Origin of the sequence: Paralysiella testudinis, assembly GCF_016894345.1 — a bacterium.
GTDB lineage: Bacteria > Pseudomonadota > Gammaproteobacteria > Burkholderiales > Neisseriaceae > Paralysiella > Paralysiella testudinis.
The window spans coordinates 2,268,331-2,290,586 of record NZ_CP069798.1; the positions used below are offsets into that span (position 1 = coordinate 2,268,331).

Here is a 22,256-nt window from a genome sequence, read left to right on the forward strand (position 1 = left end):
ACATGAGCTTGGCGGTGGTGTACAGCCGCGCACTGGCGGGCATGGCCGCCCCGCTGGTGGAAGTGGAAGCGCACTTGGCCAACGGCCTGCCTGCGTTCAATATTGTCGGCCTGCCCGACACCGAAGTGAAAGAAAGCCGCGACCGCGTGCGCGCGGCGATTATTCAATCCGGCTTTGAATTTCCGGCCAAGAAAATCACCGTTAATCTGGCGCCGGCCGATTTACCCAAAGAGTCCGGCCGTTTCGACTTGCCCATTGCGGTGGGCATTCTGGCCGCTTCCGGCCAAATCCAACACCAACACTTAGCGCAATACGAGCTGGCGGGCGAGCTGGCCTTGTCCGGCCAAATCCGCCCCATTCGCGGTGCGGTGGCGATGGCTTGGGAAGGTGCGCAAGCGCAGCGGGCGTTTATTTTACCGCCGGAAAACGCCCTTCAGGCAGCCTTGCTGCACACCGCCACCGTTTACGGTGCCGACACCTTAGCCGCCGTGGCCGCCCATTTCAACGGCATCCACAGCCTAGAGCGCACCCATGCCGATGCCGCCGCTTTCAGGCAGCCTGAAACAGCGCCCTTGCCCGACTTGGCCGATGTTAAAGGCCAGCACACCGCCCGTTTGGCACTGGAATTGGCGGCTGCGGGCGGGCACAGCTTGCTGATGTTGGGGCCGCCCGGCACCGGTAAATCCATGCTGGCACAGCGCTTGCCCGGCATTTTGCCGCCGTTGAGCGAAGCGGAAATGATCAGCGTATGGGCTTTGCGCTCTTTACTGCCGCCGCACCAGCAGCGTTTTTCTTGCCAACGCCCGTTCCGCTCGCCCCACCACAGCGCCTCTGCCGTGGCTTTGGTGGGTGGCGGCTCCGATCCGCGCCCGGGCGAAATTTCCTTGGCGCACCACGGCGTGCTGTTTTTAGACGAATTGCCCGAATTCGAGCGCAAAGTATTGGAAGTGCTGCGTGAGCCTTTGGAAAGCGGCGAAATTCATATTTCCCGCGCCGCCCGCCAAGCCAGCTATCCGGCGCAATTCCAACTGGTGGCCGCCATGAACCCCTGCCCCTGCGGCTATTTGGGGCATCCGGCCAAGCCATGCCGCTGCACACCGGAAGCCATTGCCCGCTACCGCAGCAAAATTTCCGGCCCATTGCTCGACCGCATCGATCTCACCATTGAAGTACCCGCTTTAAGCGCGGGCGAGCTCACAGCGGCCGAACCGGGCGAAGCCAGCGCCGTGGTGCTGCAACGCGTTATCGCGGCGCGCGCCCGCCAGCTGGCTCGGCAAGGCAAAATCAATGCCGAGCTAAACAGCGCTGATCTGGACAACATCGCCGCCATCGCTCCCGAAGCCAAAGCGGCGCTGGCGCAAATGCTGGAAAAATTATCCTTATCCGCCCGCAGCTACCACCGTATTTTGCGGGTGGCACGCACGCTGGCCGATTTGGCGGAAGATGTCGAAGTATCGCGCCAGCATGTATTGCGCGCCATCGGCTTCCGCCGCGCACTGTAAACCGCCATACGCCCCGTTTGCCAAAAGCAAAACAAGAGCAAAAGCAGGTAAACCCACCCTTCTGGCGCACACAAACAAACGGATTTTGTTAAAATGATGCCCGATTGATTGCATACCACCCTACATGAAAAATACCCGCACCCAGGCCGGCAAAGGTTTGTCCGGCTTTATGATTGGTTTACTGCTGGCCACTGCCGTGATTGCCGGTGTTTTGTTTTTCCTTAATAAAAACAAAACGCCGTTTAAGCAGCCCGAAATCCAAACCCAAACCCCGCCGCCGGAAATCCTCACCCCAGGCGGCCAATCGGCCAGCACACCGCCCACGGCGCCCGCCAGCGATGTATTGGGCAGCTTTATTGCTTCGCAAGCGGCTGCGTCCAGTGAAACCGCCTCCACACCCACTGCACCGCCGGAAACCGGCAAGCCTTCGCGTAACCTGCCCTCACCCAAACAGGCCAAGCCTGCGCCTGAAAAAACGGCCAAACCCAGCCCGGAGCAAATCCTCAACAGCGGCAGCGTAGAAAAAGCCCGTGCCGCCGCCAAGCAAGAAGCGGCGCAAAATCAAACCGACACAGCCGGCAAGCCCACGGTATTCCTACAACTGGGTTCGTTTAAAGACAGCGCCGCCGCCGATGCCCAACGCGCCAAGCTGGCCATGCTGGGCGTAAACGCCAACGTGGTTAAAGGCAGCGCCAACGGCCAAACCGTTTACCGCGTGCAAACCGGCACCCTGTCGCGCGCGCAAGCCGAAAAAATGGCCGCACATCTGCACCAAAACCAGATTGACAGCCTGATGCGCACCGCGCCTTAAAAAGTATTTACCCCTATTACCTTATTGTTCAAAACCCTATTCGTACGAAAGTAGATTATGATGAAAAAATCCATGCTCGCTTTGGCCTCGGCTACAGTGTTTGCCAGCAGCCTGGCACAAGCCGCCATTCAGGAAGGCACCGATTACACCGTATTGAGCAAGTCCATCCCTCAATTACAGCAAAACAAAGTAGAAGTGCTGGAATTTTTCTCCTACTCTTGCGTACATTGCTATCACTTAGACCCGATTTTGCTTAAACACAGCAAATCATTTGCCGCCGACACCTATTTGCGCACAGAGCACGTGGTATGGGATCCGAGCATGCTCGGCTTGGCACGCATTGCTGCCGCCGTTAATGCTTCCGGCACCAAATACCAAGCCAATCCGGCCATTTTTAATGGCATGTTCGAGCAAAAAGCCAATCTGGGCGACCCCGAAACCTTTAAATCCTGGGCAGCCAAGCAAACCAGCTTCGACAGCGCCAAGGTATTGGCGGCTTTTAACAGCGTCAACAACCCCATTGATGCCAAACGCATGCAGGATCTCACTGCACAAAATGGTATTGATGCCACCCCCATGTTGATTGTGGGCGGCAAATACCGCGTTAAAATGCGCGATTTCAACCAAGGCATGCAAGTGGTGGACGAATTGATTGCCAAAGTACGCCAAGAGCGCGGCATGCAAGCTGCGGCGCCGCGCGTGGCACCGAAAAGCATCGGTGCGGCCATCGCCAAGTCGGCCAACCGTTAAACCGGGATAATAAAGCAAAAAAGTGCGCCACCCGCGCACTTTTTGTTTGTTTGTGTCCATTGGCTTCAGATAGCCTTAAGCCAAGATGGGCATTATCCAACCCATTTATTCGATTGCATTTTATTATGGACATCCTGCTGTTTGCCAAAGCCCTGATTTTGGGGATTATTGAAGGCCTTACTGAGTTTCTGCCCATTTCCAGCACTGGGCATTTGATTGTGTTTGGCGATTTGCTCAATTTCCACAGCAATGGCAAAGTTTTTGAAATTGCCATTCAACTGGGTGCGGTGTTGGCCGTGGTGTTTGAATACCGCCGCCGCTTTGCCCATGTTGTTACCCACATCGGCCGCGAGCCCGAAACCAACCGCTTTGTGCTCAATTTGGCCATCGCCTTTATTCCTGCAGCGGTGGTGGGTTTATTGTTCAGCAAGCAAATAAAAGCCTTTTTATTCAACCCCATCAGCGTGGCCACGGCCTTGATGGTGGGCGGCCTGCTAATTTTGTGGATTGAAAAACGCCAAAGCACACGCACACCCAAAGTGATGCGCGTGGAAGACATGCGTCCCAAAGACGCCTTAGTGGTGGGCTTGGCGCAAATTCTGGCCTTAATTCCGGGCACGTCGCGCTCAGGCAGCACCATTATGGGCGGTATGTTGTGGGGGCTGGAGCGCAAAGCCGCCACCGAATTTTCGTTTTTTCTGGCGGTGCCGGTGATGATTGCAGCTACTTTTTACGATGTAATCAAACACTATAAAGATTTTTCCCTGCAAGACGCCATGCTGATTGTGGTGGGTTTTGTGGCGGCGTTTGTGGCCGGTTTAGTGGCGGTAAAAGCCTTGCTCAAATTTATCGCCACCAAAAACTACGTGCCTTTTGCCTGGTACCGTATTGTGTTTGGCGGCGTGATTTTGCTTACTTGGCTTACCGGCTGGGTGGATTGGAGCAGCATGTAATACCAATGCTAAAAATAACCTAACTGCGTTGGATCACCTTGCCGTACGCGTGTACTGTCTGCGGCTCTCCGCCTTGTTATCTTATTTTTAGCATTAGTATTATCTTGTTTCAGCGCGGGTATGTAATGCCAAAGCGGCCGATTTATGCTAAAGTGTCGCTTTAATAAACCAAGGTGGGTTCATTTGCATTTGAAGTAAAAACGCGCGTGCCGCACGGCATGGCCGCACTTTTATTTGAAATGGCAATGCCCGCCTTTGTTGTGTCTGAAACAAAAGCGAGAACCTTATGCAGTCCTGGCAGCTGCCTGAACACATTGCCGACATCCTGCCCTCCACCGCACGCCAGCTGGAAAGTGCCAAGGAGCAGTTGTTGGCACTTTTCCGCGTGCACGGCTACGAGCTGGTAAGCCCGCCCTTGCTGGAATACAGCGATTCCCTGCTCACCCGTATCGACGAAGGCTTGTCGCTCAAAACCATCCGTGTGGTGGATCAAATCAGTGGCCGCCAATTGGGTTTGCGCGCCGACATCACCCCGCAAGTGGCGCGCATTGATGCGCATTTGCTGTCGGCCAATAATGGGGTAAACCGCCTGTGCTATGCCGGCACGGTGTTGCACGCCCGCCCCGACGGCTTTTTAAGCACGCGCGAGCCTTTGCAGATTGGTGCCGAGCTATACGGCTATGCCGGTATTGAAGCCGATATAGAACTAATTGATTTGATGCTCAAAAGCCTGCGCTTGGTGAATGTTACCGAGCCGCAGCTGGCGCTGGGTCACATCGGTATTTTCCGCGCCCTGGCCGAAGCGGCACAGTTGAGCGAAGCCGATGCGCACATTTTGCTTGGCATGATGCAAAACAAAGACGCTGAAGCCGTGCGCCACCACGGCCAAAGCCTGCAACTAGCGACACAATGGGTCAACGCTTTGGCACTGCTGCCCACACTGTACGGCAACCAAGAAGTGATTGAGCGCGCCCGCAGCGCTTTGCCGCCTTTGCCTGCGATTCAGGCAGCCTTAAACGAGCTGCAAACCGTGTGCGCGGCTTTTGCCAATCGGCCGGTGCATATTGATTTGTCCGAGCTGCGGGTCGACTCCTACCACAGCGGCTTATTGTTTGCCGCCTACGGTGCCGACTGGCCGGATGCACTGGCGCGCGGTGGCCGCTACAACGATTTGGGCAAGCATTTCGGCCGCGCCCGCCCGGCCACCGGCTTTAGCTTCGACTTGCGCGATTTAATCGGCCATTTGCCACAATCGGCTGGCTGGCACGGTATTAAAGTGGCGCTGGGTGATGCCGGAGCCGCCGCTGCCGAAATCGAACGCTTGCGTGCGGCGGGCGAGTGCGTGATGGTGGATTACACCCCGCACACGCGCGATCCGCACAGCTGCAACCGCCAATTGGTATGGCAAAACCAGCAATGGTGCGTCATCCCGTTGGCCGACTGAATTTCCTAAACAAGTTTATTTATTGATGATTTAACGATTTAAAACAGGTACACAATCATGGCAAAAAACGTAGTGGTTATCGGCACCCAATGGGGCGATGAAGGCAAAGGCAAAATTGTAGACTGGCTTACCGACCAAGCCGCCGGTGTGGTGCGCTTTCAAGGCGGCCACAATGCTGGGCATACTTTGGTGGTGGGCGGCAAAAAAACCGTATTGCACCTGATTCCGTCCGGCATTTTGCGCGAAGGCGTGCAATGCTTTATCGGCTCCGGCGTGGTACTCAGCCCCGAAGCCTTGCTGAAAGAAATCGACGAATTGGAAAGCGCGGGCATCAAAGTGGCGCGCCGCCTTAAAATCGCCCCCACTTGCCCGTTGATTCTGCCCTACCACGTGGCGCTAGACCAAGCACGCGAAGCCGCACGCGGCGCCGGTAAAATCGGCACCACCGGCCGCGGCATCGGCCCCGCCTACGAAGACAAAGTGGCCCGCCGTGCCGTGCGTGTGATTGATTTGTTTGATGAAGCGCAGTTGAAAACCAAATTGCAGGAAAACATTGCGCTATACAATGTGCAGCTGGAACATTTGTTTCAGGCAGCCCCGGTGAATTTCGACACCGTATGGGCGCAAATCCAAGGCTTGGCCGCCCGCATCCGCCCGATGGTGGCCGATGTGTCGCGCGAGCTCACCGAGATGAATGCGCGTGGCGACAAAATCCTGTTCGAAGGCGCCCAAGGCACCTTGCTCGACATCGACCACGGTACCTATCCTTTTGTGACTTCCTCCAACTGCGTGGCCGGTGCTGCTGCACCCGGTGCCGGTGTGGCGCCGCAAATGCTCGGCTATGTGCTGGGCATCGTAAAAGCCTACACCACCCGCGTGGGCGCAGGCCCATTCCCCACCGAATTGTTTGATGAAGTGGGTGCCGGCTTGGGTGAGCGCGGGCAAGAATTCGGTGCCACCACCGGCCGCGCCCGCCGCTGCGGCTGGTTTGACGCCGCCGCGCTGAAACGCGCCATTCAGATTAACGGCGTTTCCGGCATGTGCATCACCAAGCTGGATGTGATGGACGGCCTGGAAAACATCAATATCTGTACCGGCTATGAATTGAACGGCGAAACCATCGACATCCTGCCCTTCGGCGCCGATGCCGTGGCCGCCTGCACTCCAATCTACGAAACCATGCCCGGCTGGCAAGACAGCACCTTCGGCGTCAAATCCTACGACGCCCTGCCGCAAAACGCCAAAAACTACCTCCAGCGCGTGGCCGAAATCTGCGGCGCCCCCATCGCCATGATTTCCACCGGCCCGGATCGGGAAGAAACCATTGTATTGCAACACCCTTATGCTTGATTTTCTGGTGCAAACCGCTCATAAAAACAGCCCCTTTTCGGGGCTGTTTTTATAATTTTGTTGCATGCTTATTGCTAAAGGCTACCTGAAGCCGTTTTCAGGCAGCCTTAATCAAACAAATCTCTTTATTTTTGCAGTAAAACCCACGTACAGGCAAAAATAAAGCCCGGCAAAACCGGGCAATATTAGGGCAAAGCGGCCGCCAAGATTAGCGGCGTCAAACCTATGTGGCGATTAGGCCATGGCTTTCACTTTGGCAGACAGGCGGCTCTTGTGGCGGGCGGCCTTGTTTTTGTGGAACACGCCTTTGTCGGCAATGCGATCCATCACTTTGGTGGATTGTTGGAATGTCGCTTGAGCAGCGGCTTTGTCACCGGCTTCTACAGACTTCAATACTTTTTTAACGGCAGTGCGAAAAGCAGTACGCAAGCTGGCGTTGTGAGCACGGTTTTTCAGTGCTTGACGAGCGCGTTTGCGTGCTTGTGCGCTATTGGCCATGGGGTGTCTCCTAATAAACAGAACAAATTTCGTAAACGGAGAATTTTAAAAGCTTTAATCACAAAAAGCAAGCCTTGTTTGTATGGCGGTTCATTGCGGCAGCACAAACACCACAGCCGCCGTCATTAAGTGCTGTGTGCCACCACCATATTGTTCATACTCATGGCACAAATCAAGCGCTCTTGTTCATCCACCACCGTCATTTCACTGTAATGCATGGTACGCCCGCGCCGCTTAATCACGGCGGTGCAGCGCACCACTCCTGCGTGTAGCGGGCGCAAGTGATTGGCCTGGATATTCACCCCCACAGCGTAATGGCTTTGCGTGTCGATTACATAATTAGACAAGGTGGAAGCCACACTCTCGCCCAGCGCCACGCTGGCGCCGCCGTGTAAAATGCCGTGCGGCTGGTGTACCACCGGCCCCACCGGCATGGTGGCGGTGAGAAAATCGGCGCCCACGTCCACAAATTCAATCGATAAGGTTTCCAGCAAGGTATTTTTGCCCCACGTATTCAAACGCGCCAATACAGCGCTTTTTTCAGCAGCATCCATGGGTAAAGCCTTTCTATACGAGGTTGATTTTTTCGGTTGCAAAGCGGTTTTTTAGGCGGCTTACCGCCTCATCGACAGCGGCTAAATATTGGCTGTATTCCTGAAAAGCAATCCAGAAGCCCACTTCAAAATGGCAACCGGCGGCACTGAGGTCTTTCCAATAAAAATCCGCACCGCTGCCGGGCAGGCGCCCGGGAATTTGGTTGATTTCCGCCAACGCCAGCTGTTGTACTTGCGCCAAATCATCACTCAGCGCCGCACCGCAGGCAATCACCACCCGCCGCTTGCCCAAGGTAGAGTAATTTTTGAAATTATTGCTGTAAATCAGCTGATTGGGCACATACACGGTTTGCCCGTCGGGGGTATCGATGGCGGTAGTGAGCATGCTGATTTCCCGCACTTGGCCAAAAGCCGTGTTCACTTCCACCCATTGCCCCGCATCAAACGGCCGTTGCAGCCGCACCAACATGCCCGCAAACGCATTGGAGGCGATGTCTTGCAATGCAAAACCGGCCACAATGCCCACAATGCCGGCACCGGCCAGCATATGGGTGAGAAACTGGGTTAACTTCAGGGCATCCAGTGCCAAAAATGCGCCGGAAACCAGAAAAAACACATACACCGCCCAGCCCAGCAAACGCCCCACATGCACTTGGCCACCACTGATGCGGTGGTCAAAACGCACGCACAGCCAGCGGCTGGCCAAGGCCAATAGCCAAAACAACAACAAAATCAGCACTGCCGACACCACATTGGGCACCCAATGCCACAACTGGGTTTGCCATTGTTGCAATAGCTGTGTGGTTTGCTGCCGGATGTCCATCTGTGTGTTCCTTTAATGTCATACCAATGCTAAAAATAAGATAACGAGGCAAGCCAACGTAGTCCGGTTCTTTTTTAGGGTTTGATATCGGCAATAACCGTAAAACCCACCGCGCCCGTGATACCGCGCCCGATTGTACAAGACACATCCAACCCATGCCAAATCCAAAAAATTCAGGCAGCCTTATGGATAAAGGCTGCCTGAAAGCGGCAAAGGCCGGTGATATTAAAAACGGCTTACAGCGTCAAACCGCCGGTTACTTCAATGGCTGCGCCGTTGATGTAGCTGGCTTCATCACTGGCCAAGAAGGCGTATACATTGGCGATTTCAGCCGGGTCGGCCAAGCGTTTCATCGGCACTTTGTCGGCCATGGCGGCCAGTACTTTTTCCGGCATGTCTTTCAAAATCGGGGTGGCCACAAAGCCCGGGCACACGGCGTTCACGCGAATGCCTTTTTTGCCCAGCTCGCGCGACCAGGTTTTCACAAAGCCGATCACGCCGAATTTGGTGGCGGCATAGTTGGTTTGGCCGAAGTTGCCATACACACCCACCACCGAGCTGGCGTTCAAAATCACGCCCGAGCCTTGTGCCACCATGGTGTCCACCAGCGCACGCGCCATGTTGTAAGTGCCTTTGAGGTTGATGTCGATTACTTTGTCAAACTGCTCTTCGGTCATTTTTACCAGCTGTGCATCCATCACGATGCCGGCGTTGTTTACCAACACATCAATATGGCCTTGCTGAGCCAGCAAATCGTCACGCATAGCGTTGATTTGCTCTTTATTGGTGACATCCACCACATAGCCCACGGCTTTGCCGCCTTTGGCGGTGAGTGCGGCCACAGCGGCATCCACACCGGCTTTATTCACATCACACACCGCCACCACAGCACCTTCGGCGGCAAATTTTTCGGCGGTGGCCAAGCCGATACCGCTGGCAGCACCGGTAATTACGGCAACTTTGTTTGCTAAACGCATAATTCAACAACTCCTTCAGGTTAAAACAGAGACGGCCATGCCGTCCAACAATTCACTGCTTGAAAAAAATCACATACAACAAGGCCAGCAACACGCCGCCGATAATCAAATAGCTGGCGATAATCCAGCGCCACGCCACCGGCTTACGCACCTTGGCCGTACTGTTGCCCCGGCGCACATAAAAAAACGGGCTGAGCAATACCGAAATGGCCGACACCAACACCACCACGCTGTAATACAGCTTTTCAGTTGGGCTCACGGCCGGCCTCGCCCTCGTTCGGCAATACAATCACGCTTGCGGGTGCGGGCGGTGGCGGTACGGCATTGCCCTCCGGCGCCTGCAAATAATAGCTGCTGGCCAAGTAGGCATTACCACCCTCGCGCAGCAGCACCAAAGTGATGGCCGCCAGCGGCAAGGCCAGCAACATACCCACAAAACCGAGCAACTGGCCAAAGGCCAATAAGGCAAAAATCACCCAAAACGGCGACAAACCAATGCGATCACCCACAATTTTCGGGGTGATAAAAAAACTTTCCAAAAACTGACCGATGCCAAACACCGCCCACACCAGCAACAGCCCGGTCCACGAATCAAACTGCAATACCGCTGCCACCGTGGCCAACAACAGGCCGATAAAAGCGCCCAGATAGGGAATAAACACCAGCAAACCGGCCACCATACCGATGGCAAAGCCCGAATCCAGCCCCACCAGCATCAGCCCCAAGCCATACAGCAGACCCATCACCAACATCACCGTAATCTGGCCGCGCAAAAATTCACCCAATACCTTGTCCATCTCGGTGGCAATACGGTTATAGGTAGGCAAAATGCGACGTGGCATCAGTACCTTAATGCCGTGTGTCCAGCGCACCCAATCAAGCAGAAAGTAATACAGCAAAAACGGCAGCAGCAATAAATTGCTGAACATCACCAAAATGGAACTGCTTTGGCGCATCAAGGTGGGCATGGCTTTGGACAGCGCGTCTTTCAGGCTGCCCATATGCTCTTGCATCCATAAAGCGGCGCTGTCGGCATTCAATGCGATATTCAGGCGCAGCGTGTGGTTAACCCACGGCAAGGCGCGGGTTTGCAGCCAATGCATAAACTGGGGCAATTTGGCCGACAAATTCTCAAACTGATTGATCAGCATCGGCACGATAATCAGCAGCAGCAAGGCCAGTAAGGCCAATGCAAACAACATCACCAGCATGGCGGCAATCGGCCGCGAAACACCGCGATGGCGCAGTTTCTCCACCAAAGGGTTGAGAATATAGGCCAGGATACCCGCCACCACAAATGGGGTCAGCACACCTTGCAAGGCCGACACCAGCCACACCACCAAGGCTGCCACCACCAAGCCGATAAGCCAAGGCGCCCACGAGCGCTTGTCTGCTTGCCGCATAAATTCCCCTATCTGAATCAAATCAATTTTGAGTGTATACAGCAAAATCACTTATTGCGCACTGCAACATTTTAGCGCAGGCGCACTAAAACGGAAACGTTTTTCCACCGCTGCGCGCTCACCTAGCAAAACAAGAATACAAGTATTTGTTTTTTAAAATTATTTAAATTGCCTATACCACACAGCTGGCGCATAAAAAAGCCCGCCGACACAGGCGGGCTTCATCAAACATGCCGCTTAGCCATGGCGGTATTCCAGCACTTTTTGCTGATAATCGCGCAAAATCGCCGCCGATTGGTCAAATTGCGCCTGTTCCTGCGCATCCAGCGGCTTATCAATCACCCGCACCACGCCGTTACGGTTGAGCACCGCCGGCACGCCAATATAAACATCGTGATGACCGTAAGCGCCGTGCAATAAAGTGGACACGGTGAGCACAATATTCTGGTTATGCAGCAGCGCCTGTGAAATTTTGGCCAGCCCCATGGCAATGCCGTAACACGTAGCGCCTTTGGCATCAATAATGGAATACGCTGCATCGCGTACATTATGGTAGATTTCGTCCATACGCCCGGATTTGCTCGGGTTTTGCGCCAATAAATCTTTCAGCGGCATACCGGCAATCGACGCGGTACTCCAAGCTGCAATCACACTGTCGCCATGTTCGCCAATCATTTGTGCGTCGATACTCACCGGCGCCACACCGAATTCCTGCCCCAAGTAATAACACAGGCGCGCGGTGTCCAAAATGGTGCCGGAGCCAATCACGCGGCTGGCGGGCAAGCCGGAAAAACGCCAAGTGGCATACGCCAGCACATCCACCGGGTTGGTGGCCACCAGAAAAATACCGTCGAAGCCGGAAGCCATCACTTCGCCCACCACGGTGTGAAATACCTTCAGATTGCGATCAATCAAATCCAGGCGCGTTTCACCCGGTTTTTGCGCCACCCCGGCACAAATACACACAATATCCGCATCGGCACAATCGACATAAGTACCAAAAGCAATCTGCGTGGGCGTGGCTGCATACAACACACCGTGCGCCAAATCCAGCACATCGGCTTTGGCTTTTTTCTTGTTCAAATCAATCAGCACCAACTCATCACACTGCCCTTGACTGAGCATGGCAAAGGCATAGCTGATGCCTACGGCGCCCGTACCCACCACCACCACTTTATTACCGGTTTTGCGCACCATTGTTCACTCCTTTTTGTGCTGTGTTTGCATGATTTCAGAAGCAAAGGCTGTCTGAAACCGAATATCATCTTGTTAAGAAATAAGGTATTTTATGCATAATAGAACAATAAAAAATCCAAAACAAGCTAATTTATGAATAAATTAATCAAAATAGCACTTATTATTTTCTAATATGAAAAAATAACAACACTAATATTTATTATGACAAAATGGGATTGCCATACTCAAGCCATTTAAAAAAAGGTAGAATTGCGCGATTTGACCGCTGCGGTCGCTATTTTTACTGCTTATACCAATTACTGCTTATACCAATCAGGATAACGCCATGAGCCCTTCTTTAAGCTACCGCGATGCCGGTGTGGACATCGACGCCGGCGACCAACTGGTCGAAAACATCAAACCGTTTGCCAAACGCACCATGCGCCCCGAAGTATTGGGCGACTTGGGCGGCTTTGGCGCATTGGTGGAAATCAGCAAAAAATACCAAAACCCGGTATTGGTGTCCGGCACCGACGGCGTGGGCACCAAATTAAAACTGGCTTTCGACTGGGATCAACACGACACCGTGGGCATCGACTTGGTGGCCATGAGCGTGAACGACATTCTGGTGCAAGGCGCCGAGCCTTTGTTTTTCTTAGACTATTTCGCTTGCGGCAAACTGGATGTGGCGCGCGCCACCGATGTGATTAAAGGCATTGCCGCCGGCTGCGAAGCATCGGGCTGCGCGCTGATTGGCGGCGAAACCGCCGAAATGCCGGGCATGTATCCGCAAGGCGAATACGACTTGGCCGGTTTTGCCGTGGGCGTGGTGGAAAAAGAGCGCGTGATTAACGGACGCAGCATTGTGTCCGGCGATGTGGTGTTGGGCTTGGCTTCCAACGGCGCCCATTCCAACGGCTATTCACTGGTGCGCAAAATCATCGAACGCGACCAGCCCGCGCTGGACGCCCCGTTTGACGGCAATAAAACCCTGCGCCAAGCCATCATCGCCCCCACCCGCCTGTATGTAAAACCGATTTTGGCCGCCTTGCAACAATTCACCATCAAAGGCATGGCGCACATCACCGGCGGCGGCATCACCGAAAACGTACCACGCGTACTGCCCGCCAACACCGTGGCGCAAATCGATGCCCAAGCCTGGCCGCTGCCCAAGCTGTTTCAATGGCTACAACAAGCCGGCAATGTAGAAACACAGGAAATGTACCGCACCTTTAACTGCGGCATCGGCATGGTGGTGATTGTGGCCAAGGAAGACGCCGACGCAGTGCAAGCCTTTTTGGCCGAACAAGGCGAAACCGTTTACCGCTTGGGCCACATCCGCAGCCGCACCGGCAACGAGCATCAAACCCAAGTGGCCTGATTGCTTGCAAACGATGCCAAAAAAAGGCTGCCTGAAAGTGCCTTTTGGCTTCACAGAAGCTTCGCTTTCAGGTAGCTTTTCATGGCTCACCAAACAAGATATTGATATTTTGGCCTTAACCGCCAAGTGTCGGATTCAAGAATCCGATCTACCATTCAGACCACCCCATCAGCACGCCATTGGCAGATTTGTTCCTCACTATAGCCCAAGCTGCGCAAAATCTCATCGCTGTGCGCACCCAACGCAGCCGGGGCGCTGTGGTATTGCACCGGCGTGGCCGATAATTTAATCGGGTTGCCCAATACTTTTACCGGGCTGCCGCCAGCGGCAAAGTCCACCACCATGCCGCGCTGTTGCACTTGCGGCATGGCCAAGGCTTCGGCGATGTTGTTGATCGGCCCGCACGGCACTTGTGCCGCTTCAAACAGTGCAATCCATTCATCGCGCGTTTTGTGGGCAAACACTGCCTGCATCAGCGGCACCAATTCGTCGCGGTGCGCCACCCGCTGCGGGTTGGTAGCAAAGCGCGGCTCGGTATGCCATTCCTGCTCCATCACACGGCCAATGGCGGCAAATTGTTTGTCGTTGCCGCAAGCCAAAATCAGATGCTGGCCGTGTGCTGCTTCAAATACCTGATACGGCACAATATTCGGGTGCGCATTGCCCAAGCGCGGCGGCACGCTGCCGGAAGCGAGGCAATTCATGCCCACATTGGCGCTCATGGCCACGGCACTGTCGAGCAGCGACACATCCACCTGCTGCCCAAGCCCGGTTTGGGCGCGTGCAATCAAGGCTGCCTGAATGCCGATGGTAAGCTGCAAGCCGGCAAACAAATCCACCACCGCCACGCCCACTTTGTGCGGCAGGCCGTCGGCAGGGCCGGTGATGCTCATTAAGCCGCTCAAGCCTTGGATAATATAGTCGTAGCCGGGTTTGGCCGCATCGGGGCCGGTTTGGCCGAAGCCGGTGAGCGAGGCGTAAATCAGGCCGGGATTGCTTTGCTTAAGGCTGTCGTAATCCAGCCCGTATTTTTTCAGCCCGCCCACTTTGAAGTTTTCCACCACAATATCCGCTGCTGCCGCCAATTGGCGCAATAAAGCCTGCCCTTCTGGCTTGGCCATGTCGACGGTGAGCGATTTTTTATTGCGGTTTACGGTGGCAAAATAGGCGGCGGTGCCGTCGGCAAAGCTTGGCGGCGACCATTGGCGGGTTTCATCGCCCTCGCCCGGACGCTCGATTTTAATCACCTCGGCACCCAAGTCGGCCAAAATCTGCGTACAGCCGGGCGCGGCCAATACGCGCGACAAATCCAAAACCTTAATGCCGTTTAATGCTTGGGGCGTCATGAGGGGATTCCTTATGGATTAAAATTGATGCAAAGCGTCTATATAAAGCGTCTATATAAAGGCAAATAGGCTGCCTGAAACCTTTAAATAAAGTTTCAGGCAGCCTTAAAACCGCTTAACCAAAAGCAGCAATACCGGTTTGCGCACGACCCAAAATCAGCGCGTGCACATCGTGGGTACCTTCGTAGGTGTTCACGGCTTCCAAGTTCATCACATGGCGGATAACATGGAATTCGTCGGCAATGCCGTTGCCGCCGTGCATATCGCGTGCCACGCGGGCGATGTCCAGCGCTTTGCCGCAGTTGTTGCGCTTAATCAGCGAAATCATTTCCGGTGCTGCTGCGCCTTCGTCCATCAAACGCCCTACACGCAAGGCTGCCTGCAGCCCTAAGGCGATTTCGGTTTGCATATTGGCCAGTTTCAACTGCACCAATTGCGTGGCCGCCAGCGGACGGTTGAACTGTTTGCGATCCAAAGTGTATTGGCGCGCAGCGTGCCAGCAAAACTCCGCCGCACCCATCGCACCCCAAGCAATGCCGTAACGGGCTTTATTCAGGCAGCCAAACGGGCCTTTCAAACCGCGGATATCCGGAAAGGCGTTTTCTTCCGGCACAAACACTTCATCCATCACGATTTCGCCGGTAATCGACGCGCGCAGCGAGAATTTGCCTTCGATTTTGGGCGCGCTCAGGCCTTTCATGCCTTTATCCAAGATAAAGCCGCGGATTTCGCCAGCATCGTCTTTCGCCCACACCACAAATACATCGGCAATCGGGCTGTTGGTAATCCACATTTTGGTGCCGGAAACCGAATAGCCGCCCGGTACAGCTTTGGCGCGGGTTTGCATGCCTGCCGGGTCAGAGCCCGCATTCGGCTCGGTAAGGCCGAAGCAGCCCACCCATTCGCCGGTGGCCAGCTTGGGCAGGTATTTGTCTTTTTGCGCGTCGGTGCCGTAAGCCCAAATCGGGTGCATCACCAAGCTCGATTGCACGCTCATGGCCGAACGGTAGCCGGAATCCACCCGCTCCACCGCCCGCGCAATCACGCCGTAGGCCACATGCGACATACCGGCACAGCCGTAGCCGTCGATGGTGGCGCCCAGCAAGCCCAATTCACCCATTTCGCGCATGATGTTGCGGTCGAACAACTCCTCGCGGTTGGCCTGAATAATGCCCGGCATCAAAGCATCTTGGCAAAACGCCTCGGCGGTTTCGGCCACCATGCGCTCTTCTTCGGTGAGCTGTTGTTGCAGCAGCAAAGGGTCGTCCCAGTTAAACGGGGCGCGGCTGTGGTTTTTGGCCATGGGGTGTCTCCTCAAAAATAGAAATCGGTTTTGGTTTTAAGCCGGGCATCGGCAAATAAAATTCCGCAATGCGAAATTATGTTTTACAATACGAAACAATGTACCTAAATTGAGCGGAGAAGTAAAGTGTTAAAAACCATTTTGCAGCAAATCGACAAGGCCGAGCACGACAATGACCGTCAATTTATCACCGCCTTGGCGCGCGGCTTAAGCTTGTTGAGTACTTTTGAAAACAGCGGCATCACCCTCACCCACCAAGCCATTTGCGAACGCACCGGCCTGCCCAAGGCCACCGTATCGCGCTTAATCTATACTTTATTGAAAACCGAATTTCTGGCCGCCGACCGCGATGGCGGCTACCGCCTAGGCATGGCCAGCATTCAGCTCAGCGCCACCGCATGGGCGCAATACGATTTGACCCGCACCGCTCAGCCGTTGATGGCGGCCTTTGCGGCGGAAAACCAGGTTTCGGTAAGCCTGGCCAAAGAAGAAATGGGCGAAATGCTGTATCTGGCCAGCTTTCGTAGCCCAGCGCGACTGGCAGTGCAGCTGATGGTGGGCTCAAAAGTACCGATTGCACAAACCGCCATCGGCCGCGCCTTTTTTGCCGTGTCCGATGCGCTGCAACGCGAAGCCATCGGCCGCAATATGCAAACCGTGATGCCGGCGCAATTTGAACAACAGTGGCAGCTACTGTTGCAGCAAAGCGAATTTTTCCGCCAACACGGCTATAGTTTGTCTAACGGCGATTTTTCGCCCGACATCCTCGCCATTGCCGTGGGCGTTTACAACCGCGCCGAAGCGCGCTATACCCACTCATTGAATGCCAGCGTACCGGCCAGCCGCTGGCATGTGAACGACTTTGTACGCGACATCGCCCCCAAACTGCAACGGCTGGCGGCCAGAATCAGCGAACGTTAAGACCATTCGGCTAAAAGCGTTAAGTTTTGATGACAAGGCATCAAAATCATTGCCCATGTTGTTGTTTTGCAACATGGGCATCAACGCATTAAAACAGCATTTTATTCAACACAAATTCGTTAATTTCAATTAAATTTAATTAAAATCAAATTCTTAAAAACCATGATTTACAATGCATTGGCTAATTCGCGCAGCAATCACTTTACAACGCTTTTTTTTATTCTAAAAAAAGCATTTAGCTGAATATTCTTTTCATGTTGCATTGCAATACAAAATCCACTGGTGCATAATCGCAGCCGAATTGTTTATTTGACACGGTATACACCATGCCTTAAGTAAACAAACTCGTCATTAACCATAATTAAGTTTGATTGATAAGGTATTACACCATGAAAAAATCCCTGTTGGCTGCTGCCCTGATGTCTTTGTTGTTGGCTGCTTGCGGCCAAGCCGAACAAGCCACTCCGGCTGCCTCTGCTGCTTCTGAAGTAACTGCCGCCGCTTCTGAAGTAACTGCCGCCGCTTCTGAAGTAACTGCCGCCGCTTCTGAAGTGACCACCGCTGCTGCCTCTGAAATGAATGCTGCCGCTTCTGAAGTAAGCGCCGCTGCTGCTTCTGCCGCTTCCGAAGTTAAATAATACGGCCAAGCCGGTAATTAAACTGTGTGTTTAATTCAAACCGGCTCAGCAATAAAACCCGTTGATTAAGCCTGCCTTGGTATAGGCGCTTAATTGAAGAGGTAAAAATACGGGGTTCTGTTAACACAGAACCCCGTATTTTCTTTAGGTGATGTGCTTATTCAAACACACACATCAACCATCTTTGCCCGCTCTATCATGGTGTTGTACCGTAAAACCGGCCTGCCGGTAAGCGCGAAAACGATTACGGGCGGCGGCCAGCTCATCCAAATCATCGCTGATGATTTCCAACACCCGCACCGGCGGCTGCGGCGCATCGCACCAGTAAACATCGGCCAGATTCAACACCACCGTATCCGCGGCCAGCGGCGGCAAAGCCGCACCGCACGCCAGTGTAACACCGGCGCTGATGGGCGGCTGCATTGCTTCTTCAGGCAGCCACACGGTATGCGGCACAAAGCTGGCGGCTTCAAACGACCACAGCAAAGCATCAAAGCTTTGCCGCGCCGATTCATCTTCCAGCCACACCAGCACACGGCTGCCTGAAGCCCAGGCTTTTTGCACCAGGCGGCAGGCAAACGGCGTTACCGCCGCCACATGGGTGTAGAACGTTACCGTGGCCATTGATGGCTCAGCCCTGCTGTGCTTGGCTGCGCAAATAGTTCAACAATAAGGGCACCGGGCGGCCGGTGGCGCCTTTGTCTTTGCCTGATTTCCACGCGGTGCCGGCAATGTCCAAATGCGCCCACGGATAGGCTTCGGTAAAGTACGACAAAAATACCGCTGCGGTAATGGTACCCGCCGGACGGCCACCGATGTTTTGCAAATCGGCAAAATTGGATTTGAGCTGCTCTTTGTATTCGTCGAACAGCGGCAATTGCCATGCTTTGTCGTTCACTGCCCGCGAAGAAGCCAACAAGCTGTCTACCAAGGCTTGATTATTGCCTAGCACGCCGCTGGCGGTGTGTCCCAAGGCAATAATGCAGGCACCGGTGAGGGTGGCCACATCGATTACCGCGCGCGGCTTGAACTGTTCGGCATAGGTGAGTGCGTCGCACAAAATCAAGCGGCCTTCGGCATCGGTGTTGAGCACTTCGATGGTAAGGCCTTTCATAGAAGTAACCACATCGCCCGGCTTGCTGGCATTGCCCGCCGGCATGTTTTCACAGGTGGGCACCACCGCCACTAAGTTAATGGGCAGCTTTAATTTGGCCGCCGCGCAGAATGTGCCGATCACGCTGGCCGCGCCGCACATATCGTATTTCATTTCATCCATGGCTTCGCCCGGCTTGAGCGAAATGCCGCCGGTGTCGAAAGTGATGCCCTTGCCCACCAACACCACCGGCGCGGCATCGGCATCAGCGGCGCCGTTGTAGCGCAATTCAATCAAATAAGCGCCTTCGCTGCTGGCCTTGGCCACCGACCAAAACGAACCCATGCCCAATTTTTGAATGGCATCGGCATCCATGATTTTGGCTTGGCCGCCCACGGCTTCGGCTTCGCGGCGGGCGGTGTCGGCCAGGTATTTGGGCGTGCACACATTGCCCGGCGCATTGCCCAGATTCTTACAAATATCCATGCCGTATACGGTGGCTTCGGCCACATTTAAGGCTGCCTGAAGCGCATGTTCGCCACTGTAAAACACCGCTTCAGCCAAGGCTGCCGGTTTGGCTTCTTTTTTCAAACCGTCAAAACGGTATACCGCTTGCGCCAACGCAATGGTGAGCACTTCCACCACCGTGGCGGCGGCAGCGGCATCCAAGGCCGATACATCCACCGCCAGTTGCGGCTGTTTGGCCGCCCATGCTGCCGCTTCGGCCACCGCTTTTTGCACCGCGGCGTAATCGGTGTGTTGCAAACGCAATACCGCCAGTGCCTGCAAGCTGCCGTTGTGCCATACTTGGCTGCCCACAAAACGCTGCTCGTCGGTGGCGGTTTGCGCACACAGCGCCGCCACCACCTCATCCGCACCGTTTTGCCCGCACGGGCAAGCATCGGTGCACACAAACAAGGCCGCCGCCGCAGTATTGGGCTGCAATTTTCCGGCTTTTATGCTAAATTTCATTCTTTCATCTCCTGATGTCATGGCGGCCAGATTGCTGGTATCGGCCACCCTTGCAAACCCTGCCATTGTAACGCAAGTGGCTGCCTGAAACATACGGCCACTGCGGTCTTAGCCACTATCATTAGCCAACTTATGATTTATCAACGCCAATTTATCAAAGAGCTCTCGTTTACTGCGGTGGGCGTCTTTGTGATTTTGCTGGCCATTTTGGTGTCTACCCAGGCCATCAACTTGCTCGGGCGCGCCGCTGCAGGCAATGTGGCCATCGACGCAGTGGCCGCACTGGTGGGTTTTTGGACCATCGGGTTTACGCCGCTGCTGCTGATTCTCACCGCCTACATCAGCACGCTCACCGTACTTACCCGCTACTGGCGCGACAGTGAAATGTCGGTATGGCTCTCGTGCGGCCTGGCTTTAAAAAGATGGACGCAGCCGATACTGCGTTTTGCGGTGCCGTTTGCGCTGCTGGTGGCGGCGATTTCACTGTGGCTGCTGCCGTGGGCGGAATTGCGCAGCCGCGAATTTGCCGAAATCCTCAAACAAAAGCAAGAATTGTCGTTGATTGAGCCGGGCGTGTTCCGCGAAGTGGGTGGCCAGCTGCCACGGGTGTATTTTATCGAATCGTTCGACAGCGACAGCGGCGACGCGCGCAATCTGTTTATCCGCGAAAAAGAAAGCAATGGCCGCGACAGCGTAATTTTGGCCACCAGCGGCCAATTCAAACAAGAAGACGGCAAACGCATACTGGCACTGCAAAACGGCCACCGCTACAGCGGCACCCCCGGCCAGGCCGACTATGAACGCGCCGCGTTCAAAAGCTTAAGCCTGATTGTAAGCACCGGCACCAAAATTGTCGACGCTTCGGCCAACCGCCGCACCATTCCCACCATGCAACTATTGCACAGCGGCGATCCGCAGCACCAAGCCGAATTGATGTGGCGCTTATCGCTGCCGCTGAGCGTGCTGGTCATCAGCCTACTGGCACTGCCTTTATCCTATTACAACCCGCGCAGCGGCCACACTTATAATATCCTGATTGCCGTGGGGCTGTTTCTGGTCTACCAAAACGGCCTTACCTTTTTGCGTGATGCCGTGGCCGGCGGCAAGCTGCCGATGCTGATGGGGCTATTGCCGATGCACGTGCTGATGTTGGCGCTGTTTTGGCTGTTGTTGCGCCTGCGCAGCCAGCCGGCGCAAGCGTTTTGGCCGGGCATCAAAGCGGCATTGGGAGGCAAGCCATCATGAGCCTGCTCAACCGCTATGTGGTGCGCCAGCTCACCACCGCCACCTTATATGCACTGGTGGCGCTGTTGGCGCTGTATTTCTTTTTCGATGTGATGGGGCAAATCGGCGATGTCGGCCAAGGCAGCTATAACAATGCCAAAATGCTGTGGTATGTTACCCTGCAAATCCCGGCGCACGCCTATGAGCTGATGCCGCTGGCGGTACTGATTGGCGGCTTGGTGGCCTTAAGCCAATTAGCCGCCCACAGCGAGCTTACGGTGATTAAAACCAGCGGCGTTCGCCTGCGCCGCATCATCGGCATGGTGTTGCAGTTTGCAGCGGTGTTTGCCGTGGCCACCTTGCTGCTGGGCGAATGGATTGTGCCGGCCGTAGGCCAGCGCGCCGAGCAATTCAAGCTCAACGCCACCCAAGACAAAATCAGCGCCGGCACCCGCTCCGGCATCTGGATTAAGCAAAACAACGACATCATCAATGTGGCCGAAATGCTGCCCGACAGCAGCCTGCGCGACATCACCATCTACCGCCACAACGACAATTTCGAACTCACCGAAACCGTGCACGCAGCCGCCGCCACACCACTGCATGCCGAAAGCGGCAACGATGCTACTTGGCACTTACAACAAGTGCGCCGCACCGAATTGCAAAGCAACCGCGCCGTGGCCGCCCACGCCGACACCCTCGAATGGCCTGCCGCCGTGAGCCGCCAGCTGCTGAATGTATTGCTGGTGGAGCCGGAGCAAATGTCGATTGCCGCCTTGGGCACCTATGTACAACACTTGCAAGACAACCACCAGCAAACCACTCGCTACGAGCTGGCTTGGTGGCGCAAAATCAGCTATCCGCTGGCCGCACTGGTGATGGCCTTGGTGGCGCTGGCCTTCACCCCCCAGCAAACCCGCCACGGCAATATGGGGCTGAAGCTGTTTTTCGGCGTGTGCTTGGGGCTGGCCTTTCACTTTGCTGGGCGGCTGTTTGGCTTTTCCAGCCAGCTTTACGGCATCCCGCCGTTTCTGGCCGCCATCCTGCCCACCCTCTTGTTTGCCTGTTTGGCGGTGTGGCTGATTCGCAAACAGGAACGACGCTAAGGCTACCTGAAAAGGCGATTTAAAAAATCCC

Annotated in this window: 21 protein-coding genes and 1 pseudogene; 11 read left to right on the plus strand and 11 right to left on the minus strand. The window is 54.8% G+C overall.

Annotation, left to right across the window (positions count from 1 at the left end):
• Positions 1-2: 2 nt before the first annotated feature.
• The 6 genes from JQU52_RS11630 (at position 3) to JQU52_RS11655 (ending at position 6,810) form a co-directional block, all read left to right on the plus strand.
• Positions 3-1,502: a YifB family Mg chelatase-like AAA ATPase gene (locus JQU52_RS11630; RefSeq protein WP_230338646.1), complete on the plus strand. Its 1,500-nt coding sequence runs from the start codon at positions 3-5 to the stop codon at positions 1,500-1,502.
• A 124-nt stretch (positions 1,503-1,626) separates the two neighbouring features.
• Positions 1,627-2,313 (plus strand): SPOR domain-containing protein, encoded by a 687-nt coding sequence (locus tag JQU52_RS11635; RefSeq protein ID WP_230338647.1) that lies wholly within the window; start codon positions 1,627-1,629, stop codon positions 2,311-2,313.
• A 57-nt stretch (positions 2,314-2,370) separates the two neighbouring features.
• Positions 2,371-3,063: a thiol:disulfide interchange protein DsbA/DsbL gene (locus tag JQU52_RS11640; RefSeq protein ID WP_230338648.1), complete on the plus strand. Its 693-nt coding sequence runs from the start codon at positions 2,371-2,373 to the stop codon at positions 3,061-3,063.
• 125 nt (positions 3,064-3,188) lie between these two features.
• Positions 3,189-4,016, plus strand: a complete 828-nt coding sequence (locus JQU52_RS11645) for an undecaprenyl-diphosphate phosphatase (RefSeq protein ID WP_230338649.1) — start codon at positions 3,189-3,191, stop codon at positions 4,014-4,016.
• Positions 4,017-4,302: 286 nt separating this feature from the next.
• Complete coding sequence (locus JQU52_RS11650) at positions 4,303-5,460, plus strand: ATP phosphoribosyltransferase regulatory subunit (protein WP_230338650.1); 1,158 nt, start codon at positions 4,303-4,305, stop codon at positions 5,458-5,460.
• 57 nt (positions 5,461-5,517) lie between these two features.
• Positions 5,518-6,810: an adenylosuccinate synthase gene (locus JQU52_RS11655; protein ID WP_230338651.1), complete on the plus strand. Its 1,293-nt coding sequence runs from the start codon at positions 5,518-5,520 to the stop codon at positions 6,808-6,810.
• Positions 6,811-7,044: 234 nt separating this feature from the next.
• Here JQU52_RS11655 and rpsT read toward each other — a convergent pair whose 3' ends face one another.
• The 7 genes and pseudogenes from rpsT to JQU52_RS11690 all read right to left on the minus strand — a co-directional run bounded on the left by rpsT (position 7,045) and on the right by JQU52_RS11690 (position 12,262).
• On the minus strand, positions 7,045-7,308 hold the full coding sequence (gene rpsT / locus JQU52_RS11660; protein ID WP_230338652.1) for a 30S ribosomal protein S20: 264 nt from the start codon (positions 7,306-7,308) through the stop codon (positions 7,045-7,047).
• A 125-nt stretch (positions 7,309-7,433) separates the two neighbouring features.
• Positions 7,434-7,862, minus strand: coding sequence for a PaaI family thioesterase (locus JQU52_RS11665; protein ID WP_230338653.1), 429 nt, complete (start codon positions 7,860-7,862; stop codon positions 7,434-7,436).
• Positions 7,863-7,875: 13 nt separating this feature from the next.
• Positions 7,876-8,685: a mechanosensitive ion channel family protein gene (locus tag JQU52_RS11670; RefSeq protein ID WP_230338654.1), complete on the minus strand. Its 810-nt coding sequence runs from the start codon at positions 8,683-8,685 to the stop codon at positions 7,876-7,878.
• Positions 8,686-8,921: 236 nt separating this feature from the next.
• Positions 8,922-9,662: a 3-oxoacyl-ACP reductase FabG gene (fabG, locus tag JQU52_RS11675; RefSeq protein WP_230338655.1), complete on the minus strand. Its 741-nt coding sequence runs from the start codon at positions 9,660-9,662 to the stop codon at positions 8,922-8,924.
• A gap of 52 nt (positions 9,663-9,714) precedes the next feature.
• Positions 9,715-9,921 (minus strand): hypothetical protein, encoded by a 207-nt coding sequence (locus tag JQU52_RS11680; protein ID WP_230338656.1) that lies wholly within the window; start codon positions 9,919-9,921, stop codon positions 9,715-9,717.
• Between the two features lie 85 nt (positions 9,922-10,006).
• Positions 10,007-11,065, minus strand: a pseudogene (locus JQU52_RS11685) (AI-2E family transporter); the annotation flags it as partial.
• A gap of 237 nt (positions 11,066-11,302) precedes the next feature.
• The gene (locus tag JQU52_RS11690) at positions 11,303-12,262 is read right to left on the minus strand and encodes an L-lactate dehydrogenase (protein ID WP_230338658.1); all 960 of its coding nucleotides are present in this window, start codon (positions 12,260-12,262) and stop codon (positions 11,303-11,305) included.
• Between the two features lie 325 nt (positions 12,263-12,587).
• On the opposite strand from JQU52_RS11690, the gene purM reads away from it, so the two are divergent.
• Positions 12,588-13,622, plus strand: a complete 1,035-nt coding sequence (gene purM, locus JQU52_RS11695; RefSeq protein ID WP_230338659.1) for a phosphoribosylformylglycinamidine cyclo-ligase — start codon at positions 12,588-12,590, stop codon at positions 13,620-13,622.
• Between the two features lie 155 nt (positions 13,623-13,777).
• On the opposite strand, the gene JQU52_RS11700 is transcribed toward purM, so the two are convergent.
• Positions 13,778-14,968: a CaiB/BaiF CoA transferase family protein gene (locus JQU52_RS11700; protein WP_230338660.1), complete on the minus strand. Its 1,191-nt coding sequence runs from the start codon at positions 14,966-14,968 to the stop codon at positions 13,778-13,780.
• Between the two features lie 115 nt (positions 14,969-15,083).
• Positions 15,084-16,271, minus strand: coding sequence for an acyl-CoA dehydrogenase (locus JQU52_RS11705; protein ID WP_230338661.1), 1,188 nt, complete (start codon positions 16,269-16,271; stop codon positions 15,084-15,086).
• Positions 16,272-16,397: 126 nt separating this feature from the next.
• Between JQU52_RS11705 and JQU52_RS11710 the strand changes: the two genes are divergently transcribed.
• The gene (locus JQU52_RS11710; protein WP_230338662.1) at positions 16,398-17,192 is read left to right on the plus strand and encodes an IclR family transcriptional regulator; all 795 of its coding nucleotides are present in this window, start codon (positions 16,398-16,400) and stop codon (positions 17,190-17,192) included.
• Positions 17,193-17,581: 389 nt separating this feature from the next.
• Positions 17,582-17,830: a hypothetical protein gene (locus JQU52_RS11715; protein ID WP_230338663.1), complete on the plus strand. Its 249-nt coding sequence runs from the start codon at positions 17,582-17,584 to the stop codon at positions 17,828-17,830.
• Between the two features lie 174 nt (positions 17,831-18,004).
• Here JQU52_RS11715 and JQU52_RS11720 read toward each other — a convergent pair whose 3' ends face one another.
• Both JQU52_RS11720 and JQU52_RS11725 read right to left on the minus strand, forming a co-directional pair.
• Positions 18,005-18,454, minus strand: a complete 450-nt coding sequence (locus tag JQU52_RS11720) for a DNA polymerase III subunit chi (protein WP_230338664.1) — start codon at positions 18,452-18,454, stop codon at positions 18,005-18,007.
• 7 nt (positions 18,455-18,461) lie between these two features.
• Positions 18,462-19,895, minus strand: a complete 1,434-nt coding sequence (locus JQU52_RS11725) for a leucyl aminopeptidase (protein WP_230338665.1) — start codon at positions 19,893-19,895, stop codon at positions 18,462-18,464.
• A gap of 132 nt (positions 19,896-20,027) precedes the next feature.
• Here JQU52_RS11725 and lptF point away from each other — a divergent pair, with 132 nt between their 5' ends.
• Together lptF and lptG are read left to right on the plus strand one after the other, a co-directional pair.
• Positions 20,028-21,140: an LPS export ABC transporter permease LptF gene (lptF, locus tag JQU52_RS11730; protein ID WP_230338666.1), complete on the plus strand. Its 1,113-nt coding sequence runs from the start codon at positions 20,028-20,030 to the stop codon at positions 21,138-21,140.
• The gene (gene lptG / locus JQU52_RS11735) at positions 21,137-22,225 is read left to right on the plus strand and encodes an LPS export ABC transporter permease LptG (protein ID WP_230338667.1); all 1,089 of its coding nucleotides are present in this window, start codon (positions 21,137-21,139) and stop codon (positions 22,223-22,225) included. Before lptF ends, lptG begins: the two co-directional genes overlap by 4 nt.
• The last annotated feature ends 31 nt before the right edge of the window (positions 22,226-22,256 follow it).

What these genes read in the sequence shown, in the direction of transcription:
- JQU52_RS11630 (WP_230338646.1), top strand. Translation starts at nt 3, where the DNA reads ATGAGCTTGGCGGTGGTGTACAGCCGCGCACTGGCGGGCATGGCCGCC.
- JQU52_RS11635 (WP_230338647.1), top strand. Translation starts at nt 1,627, where the DNA reads ATGAAAAATACCCGCACCCAGGCCGGCAAAGGTTTGTCCGGCTTTATG.
- JQU52_RS11640 (WP_230338648.1), top strand. Translation starts at nt 2,371, where the DNA reads ATGATGAAAAAATCCATGCTCGCTTTGGCCTCGGCTACAGTGTTTGCC.
- JQU52_RS11645 (WP_230338649.1), top strand. Translation starts at nt 3,189, where the DNA reads ATGGACATCCTGCTGTTTGCCAAAGCCCTGATTTTGGGGATTATTGAA.
- JQU52_RS11650 (WP_230338650.1), top strand. Translation starts at nt 4,303, where the DNA reads ATGCAGTCCTGGCAGCTGCCTGAACACATTGCCGACATCCTGCCCTCC.
- JQU52_RS11655 (WP_230338651.1), top strand. Translation starts at nt 5,518, where the DNA reads ATGGCAAAAAACGTAGTGGTTATCGGCACCCAATGGGGCGATGAAGGC.
- rpsT (WP_230338652.1), bottom strand. Translation starts at nt 7,308, where the DNA reads ATGGCCAATAGCGCACAAGCACGCAAACGCGCTCGTCAAGCACTGAAA.
- JQU52_RS11665 (WP_230338653.1), bottom strand. Translation starts at nt 7,862, where the DNA reads ATGGATGCTGCTGAAAAAAGCGCTGTATTGGCGCGTTTGAATACGTGG.
- JQU52_RS11670 (WP_230338654.1), bottom strand. Translation starts at nt 8,685, where the DNA reads ATGGACATCCGGCAGCAAACCACACAGCTATTGCAACAATGGCAAACC.
- fabG (WP_230338655.1), bottom strand. Translation starts at nt 9,662, where the DNA reads ATGCGTTTAGCAAACAAAGTTGCCGTAATTACCGGTGCTGCCAGCGGT.
- JQU52_RS11690 (WP_230338658.1), bottom strand. Translation starts at nt 12,262, where the DNA reads ATGGTGCGCAAAACCGGTAATAAAGTGGTGGTGGTGGGTACGGGCGCC.
- purM (WP_230338659.1), top strand. Translation starts at nt 12,588, where the DNA reads ATGAGCCCTTCTTTAAGCTACCGCGATGCCGGTGTGGACATCGACGCC.
- JQU52_RS11700 (WP_230338660.1), bottom strand. Translation starts at nt 14,968, where the DNA reads ATGACGCCCCAAGCATTAAACGGCATTAAGGTTTTGGATTTGTCGCGC.
- JQU52_RS11705 (WP_230338661.1), bottom strand. Translation starts at nt 16,271, where the DNA reads ATGGCCAAAAACCACAGCCGCGCCCCGTTTAACTGGGACGACCCTTTG.
- JQU52_RS11715 (WP_230338663.1), top strand. Translation starts at nt 17,582, where the DNA reads ATGAAAAAATCCCTGTTGGCTGCTGCCCTGATGTCTTTGTTGTTGGCT.
- JQU52_RS11720 (WP_230338664.1), bottom strand. Translation starts at nt 18,454, where the DNA reads ATGGCCACGGTAACGTTCTACACCCATGTGGCGGCGGTAACGCCGTTT.
- JQU52_RS11725 (WP_230338665.1), bottom strand. Translation starts at nt 19,895, where the DNA reads ATGAAATTTAGCATAAAAGCCGGAAAATTGCAGCCCAATACTGCGGCG.
- lptF (WP_230338666.1), top strand. Translation starts at nt 20,028, where the DNA reads ATGATTTATCAACGCCAATTTATCAAAGAGCTCTCGTTTACTGCGGTG.
- lptG (WP_230338667.1), top strand. Translation starts at nt 21,137, where the DNA reads ATGAGCCTGCTCAACCGCTATGTGGTGCGCCAGCTCACCACCGCCACC.